Annotated in this window: 15 protein-coding genes; 7 read left to right on the plus strand and 8 right to left on the minus strand. The window is 73.6% G+C overall.

The annotated features are described in order from the left end of the window. The first annotated feature begins 51 nt into the window (after nucleotides 1–51). A complete protein-coding gene (locus ACFXAM_RS01730) occupies nucleotides 52–2,010 on the plus strand; it encodes a 2-oxoacid:acceptor oxidoreductase subunit alpha (protein WP_380286976.1) in 1,959 nt (652 codons plus the stop codon). Continuing rightward, nucleotides 2,007–3,059 (plus strand): 2-oxoacid:ferredoxin oxidoreductase subunit beta, encoded by a 1,053-nt coding sequence (locus ACFXAM_RS01735; RefSeq protein ID WP_380286977.1) that lies wholly within the window; start codon nucleotides 2,007–2,009, stop codon nucleotides 3,057–3,059. The genes ACFXAM_RS01730 and ACFXAM_RS01735 overlap by 4 nt, the downstream gene beginning before the upstream one ends. A 78-nt stretch (nucleotides 3,060–3,137) precedes the next feature. Here ACFXAM_RS01735 and ACFXAM_RS01740 read toward each other — a convergent pair whose 3' ends face one another. Together ACFXAM_RS01740 and ACFXAM_RS01745 are read right to left on the minus strand one after the other, a co-directional pair. Beyond that, entirely contained in the window at nucleotides 3,138–3,521 is a 384-nt protein-coding gene (locus tag ACFXAM_RS01740) for a VOC family protein (protein WP_380286978.1), read from the minus strand. A gap of 101 nt (nucleotides 3,522–3,622) precedes the next feature. Then, the gene (locus ACFXAM_RS01745; RefSeq protein ID WP_380286979.1) at nucleotides 3,623–3,823 is read right to left on the minus strand and encodes a DUF6011 domain-containing protein; all 201 of its coding nucleotides are present in this window, start codon (nucleotides 3,821–3,823) and stop codon (nucleotides 3,623–3,625) included. A 44-nt stretch (nucleotides 3,824–3,867) separates the two neighbouring features. On the opposite strand from ACFXAM_RS01745, the gene ACFXAM_RS01750 reads away from it, so the two are divergent. Then, nucleotides 3,868–4,644, plus strand: a complete 777-nt coding sequence (locus ACFXAM_RS01750; protein WP_380286980.1) for a TetR/AcrR family transcriptional regulator — start codon at nucleotides 3,868–3,870, stop codon at nucleotides 4,642–4,644. A gap of 45 nt (nucleotides 4,645–4,689) precedes the next feature. Here the strand turns inward: ACFXAM_RS01750 and ACFXAM_RS01755 are convergent, their stop codons facing one another. Then, entirely contained in the window at nucleotides 4,690–5,106 is a 417-nt protein-coding gene (locus tag ACFXAM_RS01755; protein WP_380286995.1) for a winged helix-turn-helix transcriptional regulator, read from the minus strand. 115 nt (nucleotides 5,107–5,221) lie between these two features. On the opposite strand from ACFXAM_RS01755, the gene ACFXAM_RS01760 reads away from it, so the two are divergent. Then, entirely contained in the window at nucleotides 5,222–6,073 is an 852-nt protein-coding gene (locus ACFXAM_RS01760; RefSeq protein WP_380286981.1) for an SDR family oxidoreductase, read from the plus strand. A 169-nt stretch (nucleotides 6,074–6,242) separates the two neighbouring features. After that, entirely contained in the window at nucleotides 6,243–7,226 is a 984-nt protein-coding gene (gene rarD, locus ACFXAM_RS01765; RefSeq protein ID WP_380286982.1) for an EamA family transporter RarD, read from the plus strand. On the opposite strand, the gene ACFXAM_RS01770 is transcribed toward rarD, so the two are convergent. The 3 genes from ACFXAM_RS01770 to ACFXAM_RS01780 all read right to left on the minus strand — a co-directional run bounded on the left by ACFXAM_RS01770 (nucleotide 7,216) and on the right by ACFXAM_RS01780 (nucleotide 10,539). Continuing rightward, complete coding sequence (locus ACFXAM_RS01770) at nucleotides 7,216–8,100, minus strand: ABC transporter permease (protein ID WP_380286984.1); 885 nt, start codon at nucleotides 8,098–8,100, stop codon at nucleotides 7,216–7,218. The two genes, rarD and ACFXAM_RS01770, sit on opposite strands and share 11 nt — an antisense overlap. Continuing rightward, on the minus strand, nucleotides 8,087–9,019 hold the full coding sequence (locus tag ACFXAM_RS01775; protein ID WP_380286985.1) for an ABC transporter ATP-binding protein: 933 nt from the start codon (nucleotides 9,017–9,019) through the stop codon (nucleotides 8,087–8,089). The genes ACFXAM_RS01770 and ACFXAM_RS01775 overlap by 14 nt, the downstream gene beginning before the upstream one ends. 233 nt (nucleotides 9,020–9,252) lie before the next feature. Continuing rightward, entirely contained in the window at nucleotides 9,253–10,539 is a 1,287-nt protein-coding gene (locus ACFXAM_RS01780; protein WP_380286986.1) for an outer membrane lipoprotein carrier protein LolA, read from the minus strand. A gap of 188 nt (nucleotides 10,540–10,727) precedes the next feature. Here ACFXAM_RS01780 and ACFXAM_RS01785 point away from each other — a divergent pair, with 188 nt between their 5' ends. Both ACFXAM_RS01785 and ACFXAM_RS01790 read left to right on the plus strand, forming a co-directional pair. Continuing rightward, nucleotides 10,728–13,316 carry a bifunctional FO biosynthesis protein CofGH gene (locus ACFXAM_RS01785; RefSeq protein WP_380286987.1) on the plus strand — a complete coding sequence of 863 codons (2,589 nt, stop codon included), beginning with the start codon at nucleotides 10,728–10,730 and terminating at the stop codon, nucleotides 13,314–13,316. A 139-nt stretch (nucleotides 13,317–13,455) separates the two neighbouring features. Further along, nucleotides 13,456–14,571 (plus strand): ADP-ribosylglycohydrolase family protein, encoded by a 1,116-nt coding sequence (locus tag ACFXAM_RS01790; protein ID WP_380286988.1) that lies wholly within the window; start codon nucleotides 13,456–13,458, stop codon nucleotides 14,569–14,571. Between the two features lie 138 nt (nucleotides 14,572–14,709). On the opposite strand, the gene ACFXAM_RS01795 is transcribed toward ACFXAM_RS01790, so the two are convergent. Together ACFXAM_RS01795 and ACFXAM_RS01800 are read right to left on the minus strand one after the other, a co-directional pair. Then, complete coding sequence (locus ACFXAM_RS01795; RefSeq protein ID WP_380286990.1) at nucleotides 14,710–14,919, minus strand: DUF397 domain-containing protein; 210 nt, start codon at nucleotides 14,917–14,919, stop codon at nucleotides 14,710–14,712. Continuing rightward, entirely contained in the window at nucleotides 14,916–15,779 is an 864-nt protein-coding gene (locus ACFXAM_RS01800; protein ID WP_380286991.1) for a helix-turn-helix domain-containing protein, read from the minus strand. The genes ACFXAM_RS01795 and ACFXAM_RS01800 overlap by 4 nt, the downstream gene beginning before the upstream one ends. Between the last annotated feature and the right edge of the window lie 405 nt (nucleotides 15,780–16,184).

Raw genomic sequence — 16,184 nt, forward strand, 5'->3', positions numbered from 1 at the left:
GGGGCACACGGCTCACGCCCGCGGCTGGTGCCCACGAGGAGGTCCGCGGCAGTGACCAGTCAGGTCGATCAGTCAGAAGCAGTGGACGGCTCGAACGGGGACGAGGGCCGATCGGGCCCCGCCGTGCCGGTCGGTCCACAGCACCGGGGCACCAAGCCGATCCGCAAGCTGGACCGGGTGATCATCAGGTTCGCCGGCGACTCCGGCGACGGCATGCAGCTCACCGGCGACCGCTTCACCTCGGAGACGGCGTCCTTCGGCAACGACCTCTCCACCCTGCCCAACTTCCCGGCCGAGATCCGCGCTCCCGCCGGAACCCTGCCGGGTGTCTCGTCCTTCCAACTCCACTTCGCCGACCACGACATCCTGACCCCGGGGGACGCCCCCAACGTCCTGGTGGCGATGAACCCGGCCGCCCTCAAGGCCAACCTCCCCGACCTGCCGCGCGGTGCGGAGATCATCGTCAACACCGACGAGTTCACCAAGCGCGCGCTCGCCAAGGTCGGGTACGGCGCGGACCCGCTGGAGGACGGCTCGCTGCAGGGCTACCACCTGCACAAGGTGCCGCTCACCACGCTGACCCTGGAAGCGCTCAAGGAGAGCGGCCTCGCCCGCAAGGACGCCGAGCGCGCCAAGAACATGTTCGCGCTGGGCCTGCTCTCCTGGATGTACCACCGCCCGACCCACGGCACCGAGTCCTTCCTGCGCACCAAGTTCGCCAAGAAGCCGCAGATCGCCGAGGCCAACATCAGCGCCTTCCGGGCCGGCTGGAACTTCGGCGAGACCACCGAGTCCTTCGCGGTGTCCTACGAGGTGTCGCCGGCCAAGCTGCCGCCGGGCCGCTACCGCAACATCTCCGGCAACCTGGCGCTGTCCTACGGCCTGATCGCCGCCGCCCGGCGCTCCGGGCTGCCGCTCTACCTGGGCTCGTACCCGATCACCCCGGCCTCGGACATCCTGCACGAGCTCAGCCGGCACAAGAACTTCGGCGTGCGCACCTTCCAGGCCGAGGACGAGATCGCCGGCATCGGCGCGGCCCTCGGCGCGGCCTTCGGCGGCGCGCTCGGCGTGACCACCACCTCCGGCCCGGGCGTGGCGCTCAAGAGCGAGACCATCGGCCTGGCCGTGTCGCTCGAACTCCCGCTGCTGGTGGTGGACATCCAGCGCGGCGGCCCGTCCACCGGTCTGCCGACCAAGACCGAGCAGGCCGACCTGCTGCAGGCGATGTTCGGCCGCAACGGCGAGGCCCCGGTGCCGATCGTGGCCCCGGCGACACCGGCCGAGTGCTTCGACGCGGCACTGGAGGCGGCCCGCATCGCGGTCACCTACCGCACCCCGGTCTTCCTGCTCTCGGACGGCTACCTGGCCAACGGCTCGGAGCCCTGGCGGATCCCGGCGGTCGACGAACTTCCGCTGATCGACCCGGACTTCGCCACCGAGCCGAACCGCGAGGACGGCGGCTACTGGCCCTACCTGCGCGACCCCCGGACGCTGGCCCGCCCCTGGGCGCTGCCCGGCACGCCCGGCCTGGAGCACCGGATCGGCGGTATCGAGAAGCAGGACGGCACCGGCAACATCTCCTACGACCCGGCCAACCACGACTTCATGGTCCGCACCCGGCAGGCCAAGGTGGACGGCATCACGGTGCCCGACACGGTGGTCGACGATCCTTCCGGCGAGGCCCGGGTCCTGGTGCTCGGCTGGGGTTCGACGTACGGCCCGATCACCGCGGCGGTCCGCCGGGTCCGCTCGGACGGCGGACTGGTCGCCCAGGCGCACCTGCGCAACCTCAACCCGTTCCCGGCCAACCTGGGCACGGTGCTGCGGAGTTACGACAAGGTCGTCGTGCCCGAGATGAACCTCGGCCAGCTGGCGCTGCTGCTGCGCGCCAAGTACCTGGTGGACGCGGAGTCCTACAACCAGGTGCGCGGACTGCCCTTCAAGGCGGCGCAGTTGGCGGACGTGCTGTGGGCGGCGATCGGCACCCTGGACGAGGAGGACAACCGATGAGCGAGCAGTTCCGCTCGTTGAAGCTGGTCCCGAAGGCCGAGGCGCCGCAGAGCGCCAAGGAGTTCAAGACCGACCAGGAGGTGCGCTGGTGCCCGGGCTGCGGTGACTACGCGATCCTGGCGGCGGTGCAGGCGTTCATGCCGGAGCTGGGGATCAGACGGGAGAACACCGTCTTCGTCTCCGGTATCGGCTGCTCGTCCCGCTTCCCGTACTACATGAACACCTACGGGGTGCACTCGATCCACGGCCGTGCCCCGGCGATCGCCACCGGGCTGGCGACCTCCCGGCGGGACCTCAGCGTCTGGGTGGTGACCGGGGACGGCGACGCGTTGTCGATCGGTGGAAATCATCTGATCCACGCACTGCGCCGCAATGTGAATCTGAAGATCCTTCTGTTCAACAACCGTATCTACGGCCTGACCAAGGGCCAGTACTCGCCGACCAGTGAACTCGGGAAGATCACCAAGTCCACACCGATGGGATCACTGGACGCCCCGTTCAACCCGCTCTCGCTGGCCATCGGCGCGGAGGCCACCTTCGTCGCCCGGACCATCGACTCCGACCGCCAGCACCTCCAGTCGGTGCTGCGGGCGGCGGCCGAGCACGAGGGCACCGCACTGGTCGAGATCTACCAGAACTGCAACATCTTCAACGACGGCGCCTTCGAGGTGCTCAAGGAGGCCGGCACCCGGGACGAGGCGCTGATCCGGCTGGAGCACGGGCAGCCGGTCCGCTTCGGCGCGGACCGCGCCCGGGGCGTCTTCCGCGGCGCCGACGGCGAGCTGTTCGTCGACGCCGTCACGGCGGAGAACGAGTCGGCCCTGCTGGTCCACGACGCCCACGCGCCGGGCCCGGCCACGGCGTTCGCGCTCTCCCGGATCGCCGACGCGGACACCCTGCACCACACCCCGATCGGGGTGCTGCGCGACGTCCGCCGGCCGGTGTACGACGAGCTGATGGCCGACCAGCTGGCCACCGCCGCCGCCGACCGCGGTGAGGGCGACCTCGGCGCGCTGCTCACCGGCGGCGACACCTGGACGGTCGACTGATCCCGGCCGGTCCGACGAGCACGGCGGCGCCCCCGACCCCTCCGGGCCGGGGGCGCCGCCTTCGTTGCGCGCGGCCGCTTACTGCTGCTCGGCCCACTCCACGACCTGGACCACGACCCCGTTCGGGTCGGTGACCTGGAAGAGCTTCTCGCCCCACGGCTCCTCGCGCAGCGCCATGGTGATCCTCACCCCGGCGGCCCGCAGCCGCGCCTCCTCGGCGGCCACGTCGGCGACCACGAAGGCCAGGATCAGCCCGGCGGCGACCTGGTCGCGGAAGCCCTCCGGCAGGACCTCGATCCCGCGCGCCAGGAGGACGACGTTCACCCCGGCGCTCGGGTGCCCGAGGGAGACGAACCCCTCGGCCGACATCTGCTCGGCGAACCCGAAGTGCTCCCGCAGGAACGACGCCGACGCCCCGACGTCCTCGACGGTGAGCGAAACGGCGGAGGAAGTGATCTGCATGGTCGATGACCCTCTCGTCGACTGTTTACCGTACGCAGTACACTATACGCAGTACGGAGAAATTGGGAACAGTGATCCCGGTCACGGTGGGTGGCCGCCTTCTAGTCCAGTCCGGGCAGCGGGTCCTGGTCGACCTCGTGGCGGGGCACGCGCTCGGCCGGGTCGCGGCACTCGGGGCCGAGGCGGAGGATGCGCGACTCCGGGTCGTGCAGCGGGCGGTGGCAGCGGCGGCAGGTCACCCGGGGGCGGACGGCCTCGGGGGTGTCGGTGCCCGGCAGCGGGTCGGGGTCGGCGGCGGTCATGGCCCCGACGGTACCGGCGGGCCGGGCGTGAAAGGATCGGGTCCATGGCCAGTGACCGCAGCAGCGCCGGGGACCCGGCGCGCACGCTCGCACTGCTCTGGGGCCTGTCGGCGCAGGAGAAGCCCGGCCGGCGCGGGCCCCGGCAGGCGAAGAGCCCGGCGGAGATCGCCGCCGCCGCGATCGCGATCGCGGACGCCGAGGGGGTGGACGCCGTGACCATGCGGCGGGTCGCCCAGGCGCTCGGCGTCTCGCCGATGGCGCTCTACACCTATGTGCCCGGCAAGGCGGAACTGCTCGACCTGATGCTGGACACCGTCTACGCGGCCATGCCCCGCACCGCCCCCGCCGACGACGGCTGGCGGGCCGGGGCCGCCGCCGTGGCCGAGGACAACCGCGCGCTGTACCGCGCCCATCCGTGGACGGTGGCGGTGGGCACCAGCCGCCCGCCGCTCGGGCCCGGCCTGATGGCGAAGTACGAGTACGAGCTGCGCGCCCTGGAGGGCACCGGCCTGCCGGACGTCGAGCTGGACGCCGCGCTCACCCATCTGCTGGGCTTCGTGGAGACCTGCGCCCGGATGGCGGCGGACGAGCGCGCGGCCCGGCAGGAGAGCGCGATGACCGACGCCCAGTGGTGGGCCGCCAACGCGGAACTGCTGGCCCGGGTCTTCGACGCCGAGCGCCACCCGGTCGCGGCCCGGGTCGGCGCCGCCGCCGGCGAGGCGCACGGCGGCGCCTACGACCCGGACCACGCCTACGCCTTCGGCCTGGCCCGGGTCCTGGACGGTCTGGCGGCCCTCATCGAGCAGCACGCCCGTTCCTAGCCCGACCCACCCCTCGTCGGCCGCGCGCCGGCTCCCGGGCGGCCGTCAGCGCCCCCGGGCGTCGTACTCGTCGCGGGCGGCCAGGACGACCGGGACGCGTTCCTCGGTCCAGTGCGCCAGCTCGGCGACCAGCCGGGCGGCCTCCCGGCCGAGCGGGGTCAGGCTGTAGTCGACCCTGGGCGGGATGACCGGGTGGGCCTCGCGCAGCACGAAGCCGTCGCGCTCCAGCGTCTGCAGCGTCTGGGCGAGCATCTTCTCGCTCACCCCGGTGATCCGGCGGCGCAGCTCGCTGAACCGGTAGCCGCGCTCGTGCAGTGCGCCCAGCACCAGGACGCCCCAGCGGCTGGTGACGTGCTCCAGGACGCCCCGGGAGGGGCACATCCGGTCGAAGACGTCGGGCGGGGGCAGCGGGCCGGCCGGGGCGCCGGGGTCCGCGGAGGGCGCCGGGGACGCGGTGTTCATTACCTGCATATCAGTACCCTACTTTGAAGTGCGTACTTACGAAAGGTTAGTGCCACCCCTAGGGTGAGTTCCGAAGCAGGAAGTTCAACGGACAACCACCCCAGGGAGCAGCACCATGTACGTCGTCACCGGAGCCACCGGACAGCTCGGCCGCCTCGTCGTCGAGGGCCTGCTGGCCAAGGTCCCCGCGAGCGAGGTGGCCGTGGTCGTCCGCTCCGCCGAGAAGGCCGCCGACCTCGCCGAGCGCGGCGTGAGCGTCCGGGTGGCCGACTACAGCCGCCCGGAGAGCCTGGCGGGCGTCTTCGCCGCCGGCGACAGGGTGCTGCTCGTCTCGGGCAGCGAGGTCGGCAGCCGGGTGCCGCAGCACACCGCCGTGGTCGAGGCGGCCCGCGCCGCCGGGGTCGCGCTGCTCGCCTACACCAGCGCCCCGGGCGTGGCCACCTTCAAGCTGGCCGACGAGCACAAGGCCACCGAGGCCGTCATCCGGGAGTCCGGGCTGCCCTTCGCCCTGCTCCGCAACGGCTGGTACACCGAGAACTACCTGGGCGACGCGGCCGGCACGGTCGAGCGCGGCGCCGTGGTCGGCAGCGCCGGCCCGGACGGCCGGATCGCCACCGCCCCGCGCCGGGACTACGCCGACGCGGCGGTGGCCGTGCTCACCGGCGAGGGGCACGAGAACGCGGTCTACGAGCTGAGCGGCGACGCCGCCTGGAGCCTGCCGGAGCTGGCCGCCGAGCTGGCCCTGGCCTCGGGCCGGCCGGTCGCGTTCCACGGGGTGGCGCCGGAGGAACACCTGCGGATCCTGGTCGGCGCCGGCCTGCCGGAGGGCTTCGCGGAGATCCTGGTGGACGTCGACGCCGGCATCGCGCGCGGCGAGCTGGCCGGCACCCCGGGCGACCTGGCCCGGCTGATCGGCCGCCCGACCGTCCCGCTGGCGCAGAGCGTGAAGGCCGCGCTGGGCGCCTGAGGCCGCGCCCGACGGCCGTTCGTGGCACCGCCCGCGGCACCCGCCGCGGGCGGTGCCGTGCGCGTCGCCCCGGTAATGTCATGACCAAAAACCGAATACGGAGATGACAGGCGCTGTCCCGCCCGCTACCGTCGCCTCGACACTCGTGCGCGCGGAGGGCAGGCGTTCCATGGCGGAGACAACCCAGCAGGAGGCCGGCCGCGGCCTCTGGTACGGCTTCGCGGCCTACGGCATATGGGGCCTGTTCCCGCTCTTCTGGCCGCTGTTGGAGCCCAGCGCCGCCGACGACATCCTGGCCAACCGGATGGTCTGGTCGCTGGTCGCGGTCGTCCTGCTGCTGGTCGTCCAGCGGCACTGGGGCTGGATCCGCCCGCTGCTGCGCCAGCCCCGCCGGCTCGCCATGCTGGGCGCCGCCGCCACCGTGATCTCGGTCAACTGGGGCGTCTACATCTGGGCCGTCAACGCCGGGCACGTGGTGGAGACCAGCCTCGGCTACTTCATCAACCCGCTGGTCACCATCGGCTTCGGCGTGCTGGTCCTCAAGGAGCGGTTGCGCACCGCCCAGTGGGTGGCGGTGGGCATCGGTGCCCTCGCCGTGGCGGTGCTGACCGTCGGCTACGGGCGGCTGCCGTGGATCGCGCTGACCCTGGCCCTCTCCTTCGCCACCTACGGCCTGCTGAAGAAGACGGTCGGGCTGAGCGGCCTGGAGAGCCTGGCCGCCGAGAGCGCCTTCATGTTCCCCTTCGCCCTCGGCTACCTGGTCGTCCTCCAGGTCTCCGGCCGCGGCACCTTCGGGCACGCCGTGGCGGGCGAGTACGGCTGGGGGCACACCGGGCTGCTGATGCTCAGCGGTGTGATCACCGCCGTCCCGCTGCTGTTCTTCGGCGCGGCCGCCGTCCGGGTGCCGCTGAGCGTGCTCGGCCTGCTCCAGTACCTGGCCCCGGTGTTCCAGTTCCTGATCGGCATCGCGGTCTTCCACGAGTCGATGCCGCCCGCCCGCTGGGCCGGCTTCGCCCTGGTCTGGGCGGCGCTCGCGGTGCTCACCTGGGACGCGCTGCGGCGGGTGCGCGCCGACCGGGCGGCCGTCCGGGCCCGGACGGCCGCCGCTCCCGCCGCCGATGCCACCGCCGGGGCGGTGCCGGTCAGGCGGTGATGTCCCGGGAGGTGAACCGGGACCACGCCGCCGAGCCGAACACCGCCACGTAGGCGGCCTGCAGCCCGAGGTTCTTCAGCACCCCGTCCCAGTACATCGGCTCCCGCAGCAGGTCGCCGAAGGTGAGCCAGTGGTGGGTGAACAGGAACGGCTGGATCGCGTGCAGCTGCGGGAAGCTGTCCAGGATCTGCACCGTGATCACCAGGCCGACGGTGGCCGCCATCGCCGCGATGCCGCTGCCGGTGAGCGTCGAGACGAACAGCCCGATCGCGACCAGCCCGGCCAGCGAGGCCGCCACCACGGCGGCCACCAGCACCGCCCGCAGCGCGGCCGGGCCGAGGCCGATGGTCTCGCCGGAGATCAGCGTGACGTCGCCGACCGGGAACAGCGCGGCCCCGGTGATCACCGCCGAGAGTGCCACGGCCGCCGTCGCCGCCAGGCAGAACGCCAGCCCGGCGGTGAACTTGGCGGCCAGCAGCCTGGTCCGCCCGGCGGGCGCCACCAGCAGGTAGCGCAGGGTGCCGGCGGCCGCCTCGCCCGCCACCGCGTCCCCGGCGACCACGCCGACCGTCATCGGCAGGAAGACCGGCAGCGCCACCGCGAGCGCCGTGAACACCAGGAACAGTCCGTTCTGGGTCACCTGGGCGATGAACGCCGGGCCCTCGCCGCCGCGCGGCCCGTCCGTCTCGATCCGGACCACCACGCCGATCAGCACCGGCAGCACCGCCAGGATCCCGAGCAGCACGATCGTCCGCACCCGGCGGAAGGTCAGCAGCAGCTCGTTGCGGAACAGCGCCAGGAACCCGGCCGCGGTCTGCGGCCGCCGCCCGTGCACCGCTGCCGCCACCGCCGGCACCGTCTCAGCCCGCGACATCGAAGCCCTCCCCGGTCAGCGCCACGAAGGCGTCCTCCAACGTGCCCCGCTCCACGCCGAAGCCGTGCACCCGGACGTCCGCCGCGACCAGCGCCGCGACCAGCCCGGGCAGCGCGTCCTCGGCCAGTGCGCCGACGTCGCCGTCCACCCGGCCGTCCCCGACCCGGACATCGGTGACCTTGTGGGCGAGCAGCACCTCACCGGCCCGGTGGGTGTCCGGGGTCCGCACCACCAGCCGGCCCCGGGCCCGGGCGGCCAGCTCGGCGACGGTGCCCTGCACCACCAGCCGGCCGCGCGACATCACCGCGGCGTGGCTGCAGACCTGCTCGATCTCGTCCAGCAGGTGCGAGGAGAGGAAGACCGTGGTGCCCTCGGCCGCGACCTCCCGGACCAGCGCCCGGATCTCCCGCATGCCCTGGGGGTCCAGGCCGTTGGTGGGCTCGTCCAGGACGAGCAGCTCGCGCGGCTGGAGCAGCGCCGAGGCCAGGCCGAGCCGCTGCTTCATGCCCAGCGAGTAGGCCCGGGCCTTCTTGCCGGCCGCGGCGGCCAGGCCGACCCGGTCCAGTGCTTCGGTGACCCGCCGCTGCCGGGTGCGCGGGTCGGAGGTCGGGTCGGCGGCGTCGAACCGGGCCAGGTTGTCCCGGCCGGAGAGGAAGCCGTACAGCGCCGGCCCCTCGATCAGCGCGCCGACCCGGGGCAGCACCGAGGCCGCCGACTGCGGCATCGGCTCGCCGAGCACCGTCGCCACCCCGGCGCTGGGGGCGATCAGGCCCATCAGCATCCGGATCGTGGTGGTCTTGCCGGAGCCGTTGGGGCCGAGGAAGCCGAAGACGGAACCCCGGGGGACGCTCAGGTCCAGCCCGTCCACGGCGAGCTGGCCGCCGCGGAAGCGCTTGGTCAGACCTCTGGTGCTGATCACGTCGTCGGACGGACGGGAGGGCGAAGCGGCACCGGGGGCCGGGGGGGCCCGCCCGCCCCGGCCCCCGGCCGCCGCCGTTACCTGCCCCCGGACGGGCGCCGGGGGCGCGTACATCACCCCGCCCCCACCGCCGACCCCCGCGCCCCCCCCGAGCCCGGGCCCCTGCGCGCCCCCCCCCCCGGCCCCCCCCCGGCCGGCTCCGTAACGTCCCCCGTTACGGGAGCCTGGGCCACTTACTTCACCCCGGCCGCACTCTGCAGCACCGGCAGGGTCACCGCGCCCGCGAAGACGCGGCCGTCGTCGGTGACCAGCACGTTGAGCACCTTGGTGCTGATCAGCGAGCCGCCGGCGACCGGCTTGCCCAGCGACTTGACCAGCGCCAGCGGGTTCCGCGCGACGCCCTCGCCGGAGCCCCGGCCGTGGCCGACCGGACCGTGCCCGCCCTTGCCGCGCGGGGCCGCGCCCTCGGCCGGGACGACGACGTCACCGGAGGGCAGCTTCGCGGAGAGCACGGCCGTCCAGCCCTCGCCGATCACGTTCAGGCCCTCGGCGGCCGCCCTGGCCTCCTCCGGCGTCACCTCGCCGTGCGGCGCCCCGGACACCTTCTGCTCCGTCACCTTGGCGCCCTTGGGCACGCTGAAGTCGAAGGTCTTCGCGGCCGGCCGGGCGAAGGAGACCTGGGTGAAGTGGACGTCCAGCACCGTGTCGCCGTCCGTGCCCTTGACCACCACCGACAGCGGCACCCCGTTGTCGGCGGCCACCGCGATCCGCACCTCGCCGATCGTCGAGCCGGGCCGGGTGGGCTTCACGCTCAGCCGGTAGGCCTTCTGCCCGGCCACCGACACGGTGCCGTCCACCGTGACGGCGGTGCTGCCCGCGCCCGCGGCCAGGAACTGCCGGGCCGCCTCCTGCGGGGTGGCCGGCACCCCGGTCAGCGGCGCCGTGCCCCGGTGGCCGTCCGCCCCCGCGTCCGGCCGCGCCCCGGTCAGGTGCACCGCCTCGTTGGTGCTGCTGTCCCAGGCCCAGAGCTGGTCGCCGTTGCGGACCAGCTCGTACCCGGACAGCTGCTCCAGCAGGCCGATCCGCTGCCGGTCCGGCCCGTCCACCGCGACCCGCAGGGTGTGCTCGCCGCCCAGCAGGCCGGTCAGCTTCGCGGTGGGGGCCGCACCCGACGGCCCGTCGCCGCCGGGTCCCGCACCGCCGCCCGCCAGCCCGCCGGCCGCGGCGCCCAGCAGCTGGCTCGGAACACCGAGGTCGGCCGAGACCGACACCGTGCCGGAGAGCGTCTCGGCCTGCGAGCCGAGCACCTTGGCCACCAGCTGCTCCGCCGTCAGCGTGGGCAGCTCCGGCGGAGAGGAGTCCGCCAGCGCCGGCACCAGCCCCACCCCGGCGGCGATCGCGGCCGTGACCGCCAGCGGCACGGCCACCCGCACCAGGGTGCGCCGGCGCGACCGGTAGGGAACCCCGCCCTGCCACGCGTCCGCCGGGCCCTCGCCCGCCGTCGCCCTGTCGTCCGTCATCCGTCCAACCCCTCCGTCGGTCAACGACTGTCCCTGGTTGTCCATTAGACGGTTCCGGGGCGCCCGCGTCATCGCCCTGCAGGGTGGGTTCCGGCTAGGTCTCCCGGCGCAGCCGACCCTGAGGCCCCCTCAGGGTCGGCTCCTCCGAACGCACGAGGAAGGTACGTGGACTGGCGTAGGGTCGCGACATGGACGCAACCAACATCCCGACCGCGAACGCGATGCGGCGCGCCCTGCGCCGGGCCCGGGACGGCGTCGCGCTGGACGCGACCGAGGCGGCGGTGCTGCTCCGGGCCAGGGGCGACGACCTGCGCGATCTCTGCGCGAGCGCCGCCCGGGTCCGCGACGCCGGTCTCGACGCGGCCGGGCGGCCCGGCGTCATCACCTACTCCAGGAGCGTGTTCATCCCGCTCACCCGGCTCTGCCGGGACAAGTGCCACTACTGCACCTTCGTCACCGTCCCGGGCAAGCTGCGCCGGGAGGGGCACGGGATGTTCATGTCCCCGGACGAGGTGCTGGCGGTCGCCCGCCGGGGCGCGGAGCTGGGCTGCAAGGAAGCGCTCATCACCCTCGGGGACAAGCCCGAGGACCGCTGGCCGGAGGCCCGCGAGTGGCTGGACGCGCACGGCTACGACGACACCATCGCCTATGTGCGCGCCATGTCGATCCGCATCCTGGAGGAGACCGGGCTGCTCCCGCACCTCAACCCCGGGGTGCTGAGCTGGACGGACTTCCAGCGGCTCAAGCCGGTCTCCGCCTCGATGGGCATGATGCTGGAGACCACCGCCACCCGGCTGTGGAGCGAGCCCGGCGGCCCGCACTTCGGCTCGCCCGACAAGGAGCCGGCCGTCCGGCTGCGGGTGCTGGAGGACGCCGGGCGCAGCTCGGTGCCGTTCACCAGCGGCCTGCTGATCGGCATCGGCGAGACCTACGAGGAGCGCGCCGAGTCGCTGTTCGCGCTGCGCCGGGTCTCCCGGGCCTACCACGGCATCCAGGAGCTGATCCTGCAGAACTTCCGCGCCAAGCCGGACACCGCGATGCGCGGCATGCCGGACGCGGAGCTGGACGAGCTGGTCGCCACGGTCGCGGTGGCCCGGCACATCATGGGCCCGTCCGCCTGCCTTCAGGCGCCGCCGAACCTGGTGGACGGCGAGTACGAGCGGCTGATCGCGGCCGGCATCGACGACTGGGGCGGCGTCTCCCCGCTGACCCCCGACCACGTCAACCCCGAGCGCCCCTGGCCGCAGATCGAGAGGCTGGCCGAGCGCTCGGCCGCGGCCGGCTTCGAACTGCGCGAGCGGCTGGCCGTCTACCCCGAGTACGTCCGGCACGGCGAGCCCTGGCTGGACCCGCGGGTGCTGCCGCACGTCCGGGCGCTGGCCGATCCGCTGACCGGCCTGGCCCGCCCCGACGCGGTGGTCACCGGGCACCCCTGGCAGGAGCCGGAGGACCTGCCGGACTCGTACGGCCGCACCGACCTGCACAGCACCATTGACACCGAGGGGCGGACCGGCGACCGGCGGGCCGACTTCGAGGACGTCTACGGCGACTGGGAGGTGCTGCGCGAGCAGGCGGCCTCGGCCGCCCCCGTCCCGGCCGGGGCGCCGGAGCGCCTGGACGCCGAGATCCGGGCCGCCCTCGCGGTGGCCGCCGACGACCCCGTCCGGCTGACCGACGAGCAGGCGCTGGCGCTGTTCCGGGCGGACGGCCCGGCGCTGGACGCGCTCTGCCGGATCGCCGACGCGGTGCGCCGGGACGCGGTGGGCGAGGAGGTCACCTACTGCGTCACCCGGAACATCAACTTCACCAACGTCTGCTACACCGGCTGCCGGTTCTGCGCCTTCGCCCAGCGCCGCACCGACGCGGACGCCTACAGCCTCTCGCTGGAGCAGGTCGCCGACCGGGCCGCGCAGGCCTGGGAGGTCGGCGCCACCGAGGTCTGCATGCAGGGCGGCATCCACCCCGACCTGCCGGGCACCGCCTACTTCGACATCGCGCGCGCGGTGAAGGAGCGGGTGCCCGGCATCCATGTGCACGCCTTCTCGCCGATGGAGGTGGTCAACGGGGCCACCCGGACCGGGCTGCCCGTCCGGGAGTGGCTGCTGCGCGCCCGGGAGTCCGGCCTGGACTCCATCCCCGGCACCGCCGCCGAGATCCTCGACGACGAGGTCCGCTGGGTGCTCACCAAGGGCAAGCTGCCGGCCGCCACCTGGGTGGAGGTCGTCACCACCGCGCACGAGCTGGGCATCCGCTCCTCCTCCACGATGATGTACGGGCACGTGGACACCCCGAAGCACTGGGTGGGCCACCTGCGGCTGCTCGCCGAGATCCAGCAGCGCACCGGCGGCTTCACCGAGTTCGTGACGCTGCCGTTCATCCACACCAACGCCCCGGTCTACCTGGCCGGGATCGCCCGGCCGGGCCCGACCGCGCGGGACAACCGGGCGGTGGTCGCGATGGCCCGGCTGCTGCTCCACCCGCACATTCGCAACATCCAGACCAGCTGGGTGAAGCTGGGGGCCGAGGGCGCCGCCGAGATGCTCCGCTCGGGCGCCAACGACCTGGGCGGCACGCTGATGGAGGAGACCATCTCGCGGATGGCCGGATCGGCGTACGGGAGCTACAAGTCGGTCCGGGAGCTGCAGGCGATCGCCGAGGCGGCGGGGCGTCCGCACCGGCAGCGCACCACCACCTACGGCGAGGTGCCGGCCGAGCGGCTGGCCGCCGCGCTGGCCTCGGACGGCCATCTGCCGGAGCTGCTGCCGCTGGTGGACTGAGTCCGCGACGCCGTCCCCGGGGCGCTGCGCCCCGGGAACCCTGCCGCCCCGTTCGGGCATTCGAATACAGTGCGAGGGCGCGCGACCCGCCGTGCGTCGCGCGACCCCGCCCGAACCCGGACGAAAGGCGCCCGTCGTGATGCCACTGTGGTCACGCGCCCAGCAGCAGGACTTCCGCAGCCGGGTGCGGGGGTGCCTGCTGGGCGGGGCGGTCGGGGACGCCCTCGGCGCGGGCATCGAGTTCGAGTCGCTGGAGAAGATCCGCGCCGTGCACGGCCCGCTGGGCGTCACCGGGTACGTCCCGGCCTACGGGCGGCTCGGCGCCGTCACCGACGACACGCAGATGGTGCTGTTCACCCTGGACGGCCTGATCCGCGCGCACATCCGCCGGGACACCGGCAGCTGGCACCCGCCCACCGACGTCCACCGCGCCTATCTGCGCTGGGCCGCCACCCAGCGGGACTGGGGCCCGGACGAGCGGCGCGCGGACCTCGGCTGGCTGGGCCGCGAGGAGTGGCTGTACGCCCAGCGCGCGCCGGGCCAGGCCTGCCTCTCCGGCCTCTCCGGTCCGGACGCCGAGCGGCTGGGCACCCTGGAGGTGCCGAAGAACCCGCATTCCAAGGGCTGCGGCACGGTGATGCGGGCGGCGCCGTTCGGACTGCTGACCACCTGGGAGCCGGGCCTGGTGTTCCAGCTGGCGGTGGAGTGCTCGGTGCTGACCCACGGCCACCCCAGCGGCTACCTCTCGGCCGGCGCGCTGGCGGTGATCGTCCAGACCGCGGCCCGCGGCGGCACCCTGGAGGAGGGCGTGCACCTGGCGCTGGCGCTGCTCTCCGAGCGGCCGGCGCACGAGGAGACCACGGCGGCGCTGCGGGCGGCGCTGGACGCGGTGCGGGCGGGGGAGCCGTCCGCCGAGCGGGTCGAGGCGCTGGGGGAGGGCTGGGTCGCCGAGGAGGCGCTGGCGATCGGGGTGTACTGCGCGCTGGTCGCGCACGACGTGCGCTCCGGGCTGCTGCTGGCGGTGAACCACTCCGGGGACAGCGACTCCACCGGCGCGGTCTGCGGCAACCTGCTCGGGGTGCTGCACGGCGACACCGCGCTGCCGCCCGGGCTGGTGGCGGGGCTGGAGGGCCGCGCGACGCTGCTGGAACTGGCGGACGACTTCGTCCTGGAGCTGATGCACGGGCCCGAGCTGCACAGCGCCGACACCCCGGAGGGCGCCGCCTGGGCGGCCCGCTACCCGGTGCTGGGCTGAGGCGCGGGCCCCGCCGGACGGGGCTTCCTTGACGGGGTCATGCCCCTGGACGCCAAGATGCCCGTAGCGGTGTCCGCCGCCCGGGGAGGGCGGTGAACACCGCTACGGGCACCTGGCCGAGAAGCGGTACGGGGCGGATCAGAACCCGCCGAACACCCCGGCGCCCGCATCGGCGGCGAACGCGTTCCAGGCCTCGGCGGAGAAGCGCAGTTGCGGACCCTGCGGGTCCTTGGAGTCGCGGACCGCCACCAGGTCGGTGGCCGGCACGCGGATCTCCACACAGGCGCCGTTGCCGCCGCTGTGACTGCTCTTGCGCCAGTTCGTCCCGTTCTCGAAGGTGGTGCTCATCGGTGGTATCCCTCTTCAATGTCGGCTATCAGTGTCCGGGTCTCGGCCACCCCGAGCGCGGCCGCCCGCAGGTGGTCGTAGAGACTGGTATAGCGGCGCACGTCGGCCTCCTTCTCCAGGTAGAGATCGCTCGTCACCCCTTCGAAGTAGACAACTGTGGAATCGGCTGACTCCGGGAACTCCAACAGGGAGAATGTCCCGGTCATGCCGGGGTGGGCGCCGTGCGAGAACGGGATGACCTGGATGGTGATGTTGGGGCGCTGGCTCAGCTCCAGCATGTGCTTCAGCTGGTGGGCCATCACCTCCTTGCTGCCGACCTCCCGGCGGAGCACCGCCTCGTCTATCACGGTCCACAGGCTGCCCAGCTGGTTGTCGCCGTTGACCCGGTCCTGACGCTTCATCCTGACCTGGACGCGGCGCTGGACGGCGAGCGCGTCGGTGTCCGGCTGGGTGCCCTCGACCACGGCCTGCGCGTACTGCTCGGTCTGCAGCAGGCCGGGAACGAAGGAGGACTCGTACGCGCGGATCGAGGAGGCCTCGGCCTCCAGGCCGATGTACACGCTGTAGGGCGTGGGCATGTCGTTGAAGTCGTGCCACCAGCCGCGCTGCCGGGACTCCCGGGCCATCTCCATCAGACTGGCGCGCATCGCCTCGTCGGAGACGTTGTAGACGTCGCAGAGGTCCCGGACGTCCCGCTGGCTGATGCTGCGGCGGCCGTTCTCCAGCCGGCTGATCTTCGACTGGGAGACCATCAGCCGGCCGGCCACCTCCTCGGCGGTCATCCCGGCCTGGTCCCGGAGCTTGCGCAGTTCCGCGCCGAGCCGCCGGCGGCGCACGGTGGGATTGATGTTCGCGGACACGTCGGCCTCCGGTCGGACCTCTGGTGATCGTTGGAACGGAAGTCCTCGGAACACGGTGGAAATCTGGATCAACCCCCTGATGGTGAGCAGCATGTCACCCCGGATCAGGTCGGCGCCGGGAAATCGCGGGAGCGCAGTAGAACAGATCATCGGAAAAGCGCTTCGGCGAGACAGCGGGCACCTCCGAGTGGTAGGGGTGCCACGGCCCGGTCCGGTGGTGGTGCGGCGGCGTGACGGACGTGGTGCGGGTGCGGCCCCCCGGGCCGCGCAGGTGCTGGTGGCACGTGCGGGGGCGGTATGCGGCCGGGGGTCCGGGTGGGGGCCGGACCGGCCGGGGGGACGGCGGAGGGGGGGGGGGGGGGCGGCCCAGGGGGCGGGGGGGCCGGCCCCCCCCGACCACGCGGG

This window comes from Kitasatospora sp. NPDC059462 (genome assembly GCF_042749955.1).
Taxonomy (GTDB): domain Bacteria; phylum Actinomycetota; class Actinomycetes; order Streptomycetales; family Streptomycetaceae; genus Kitasatospora.

Excerpts from the sequence above, each read along its gene's own strand:
- ACFXAM_RS01770 (WP_380286984.1), bottom strand. The coding sequence starts at position 8,100 with ATGTCGCGGGCTGAGACGGTGCCGGCGGTGGCGGCAGCGGTGCACGGG.
- ACFXAM_RS01755 (WP_380286995.1), bottom strand. The coding sequence starts at position 5,106 with ATGAACACCGCGTCCCCGGCGCCCTCCGCGGACCCCGGCGCCCCGGCC.
- ACFXAM_RS01745 (WP_380286979.1), bottom strand. The coding sequence starts at position 3,823 with ATGACCGCCGCCGACCCCGACCCGCTGCCGGGCACCGACACCCCCGAG.
- rarD (WP_380286982.1), top strand. The coding sequence starts at position 6,243 with ATGGCGGAGACAACCCAGCAGGAGGCCGGCCGCGGCCTCTGGTACGGC.
- ACFXAM_RS01735 (WP_380286977.1), top strand. The coding sequence starts at position 2,007 with ATGAGCGAGCAGTTCCGCTCGTTGAAGCTGGTCCCGAAGGCCGAGGCG.
- ACFXAM_RS01740 (WP_380286978.1), bottom strand. The coding sequence starts at position 3,521 with ATGCAGATCACTTCCTCCGCCGTTTCGCTCACCGTCGAGGACGTCGGG.
- ACFXAM_RS01760 (WP_380286981.1), top strand. The coding sequence starts at position 5,222 with ATGTACGTCGTCACCGGAGCCACCGGACAGCTCGGCCGCCTCGTCGTC.
- ACFXAM_RS01790 (WP_380286988.1), top strand. The coding sequence starts at position 13,456 with ATGCCACTGTGGTCACGCGCCCAGCAGCAGGACTTCCGCAGCCGGGTG.
- ACFXAM_RS01780 (WP_380286986.1), bottom strand. The coding sequence starts at position 10,539 with ATGACGGACGACAGGGCGACGGCGGGCGAGGGCCCGGCGGACGCGTGG.
- ACFXAM_RS01750 (WP_380286980.1), top strand. The coding sequence starts at position 3,868 with ATGGCCAGTGACCGCAGCAGCGCCGGGGACCCGGCGCGCACGCTCGCA.
- ACFXAM_RS01795 (WP_380286990.1), bottom strand. The coding sequence starts at position 14,919 with ATGAGCACCACCTTCGAGAACGGGACGAACTGGCGCAAGAGCAGTCAC.
- ACFXAM_RS01785 (WP_380286987.1), top strand. The coding sequence starts at position 10,728 with ATGGACGCAACCAACATCCCGACCGCGAACGCGATGCGGCGCGCCCTG.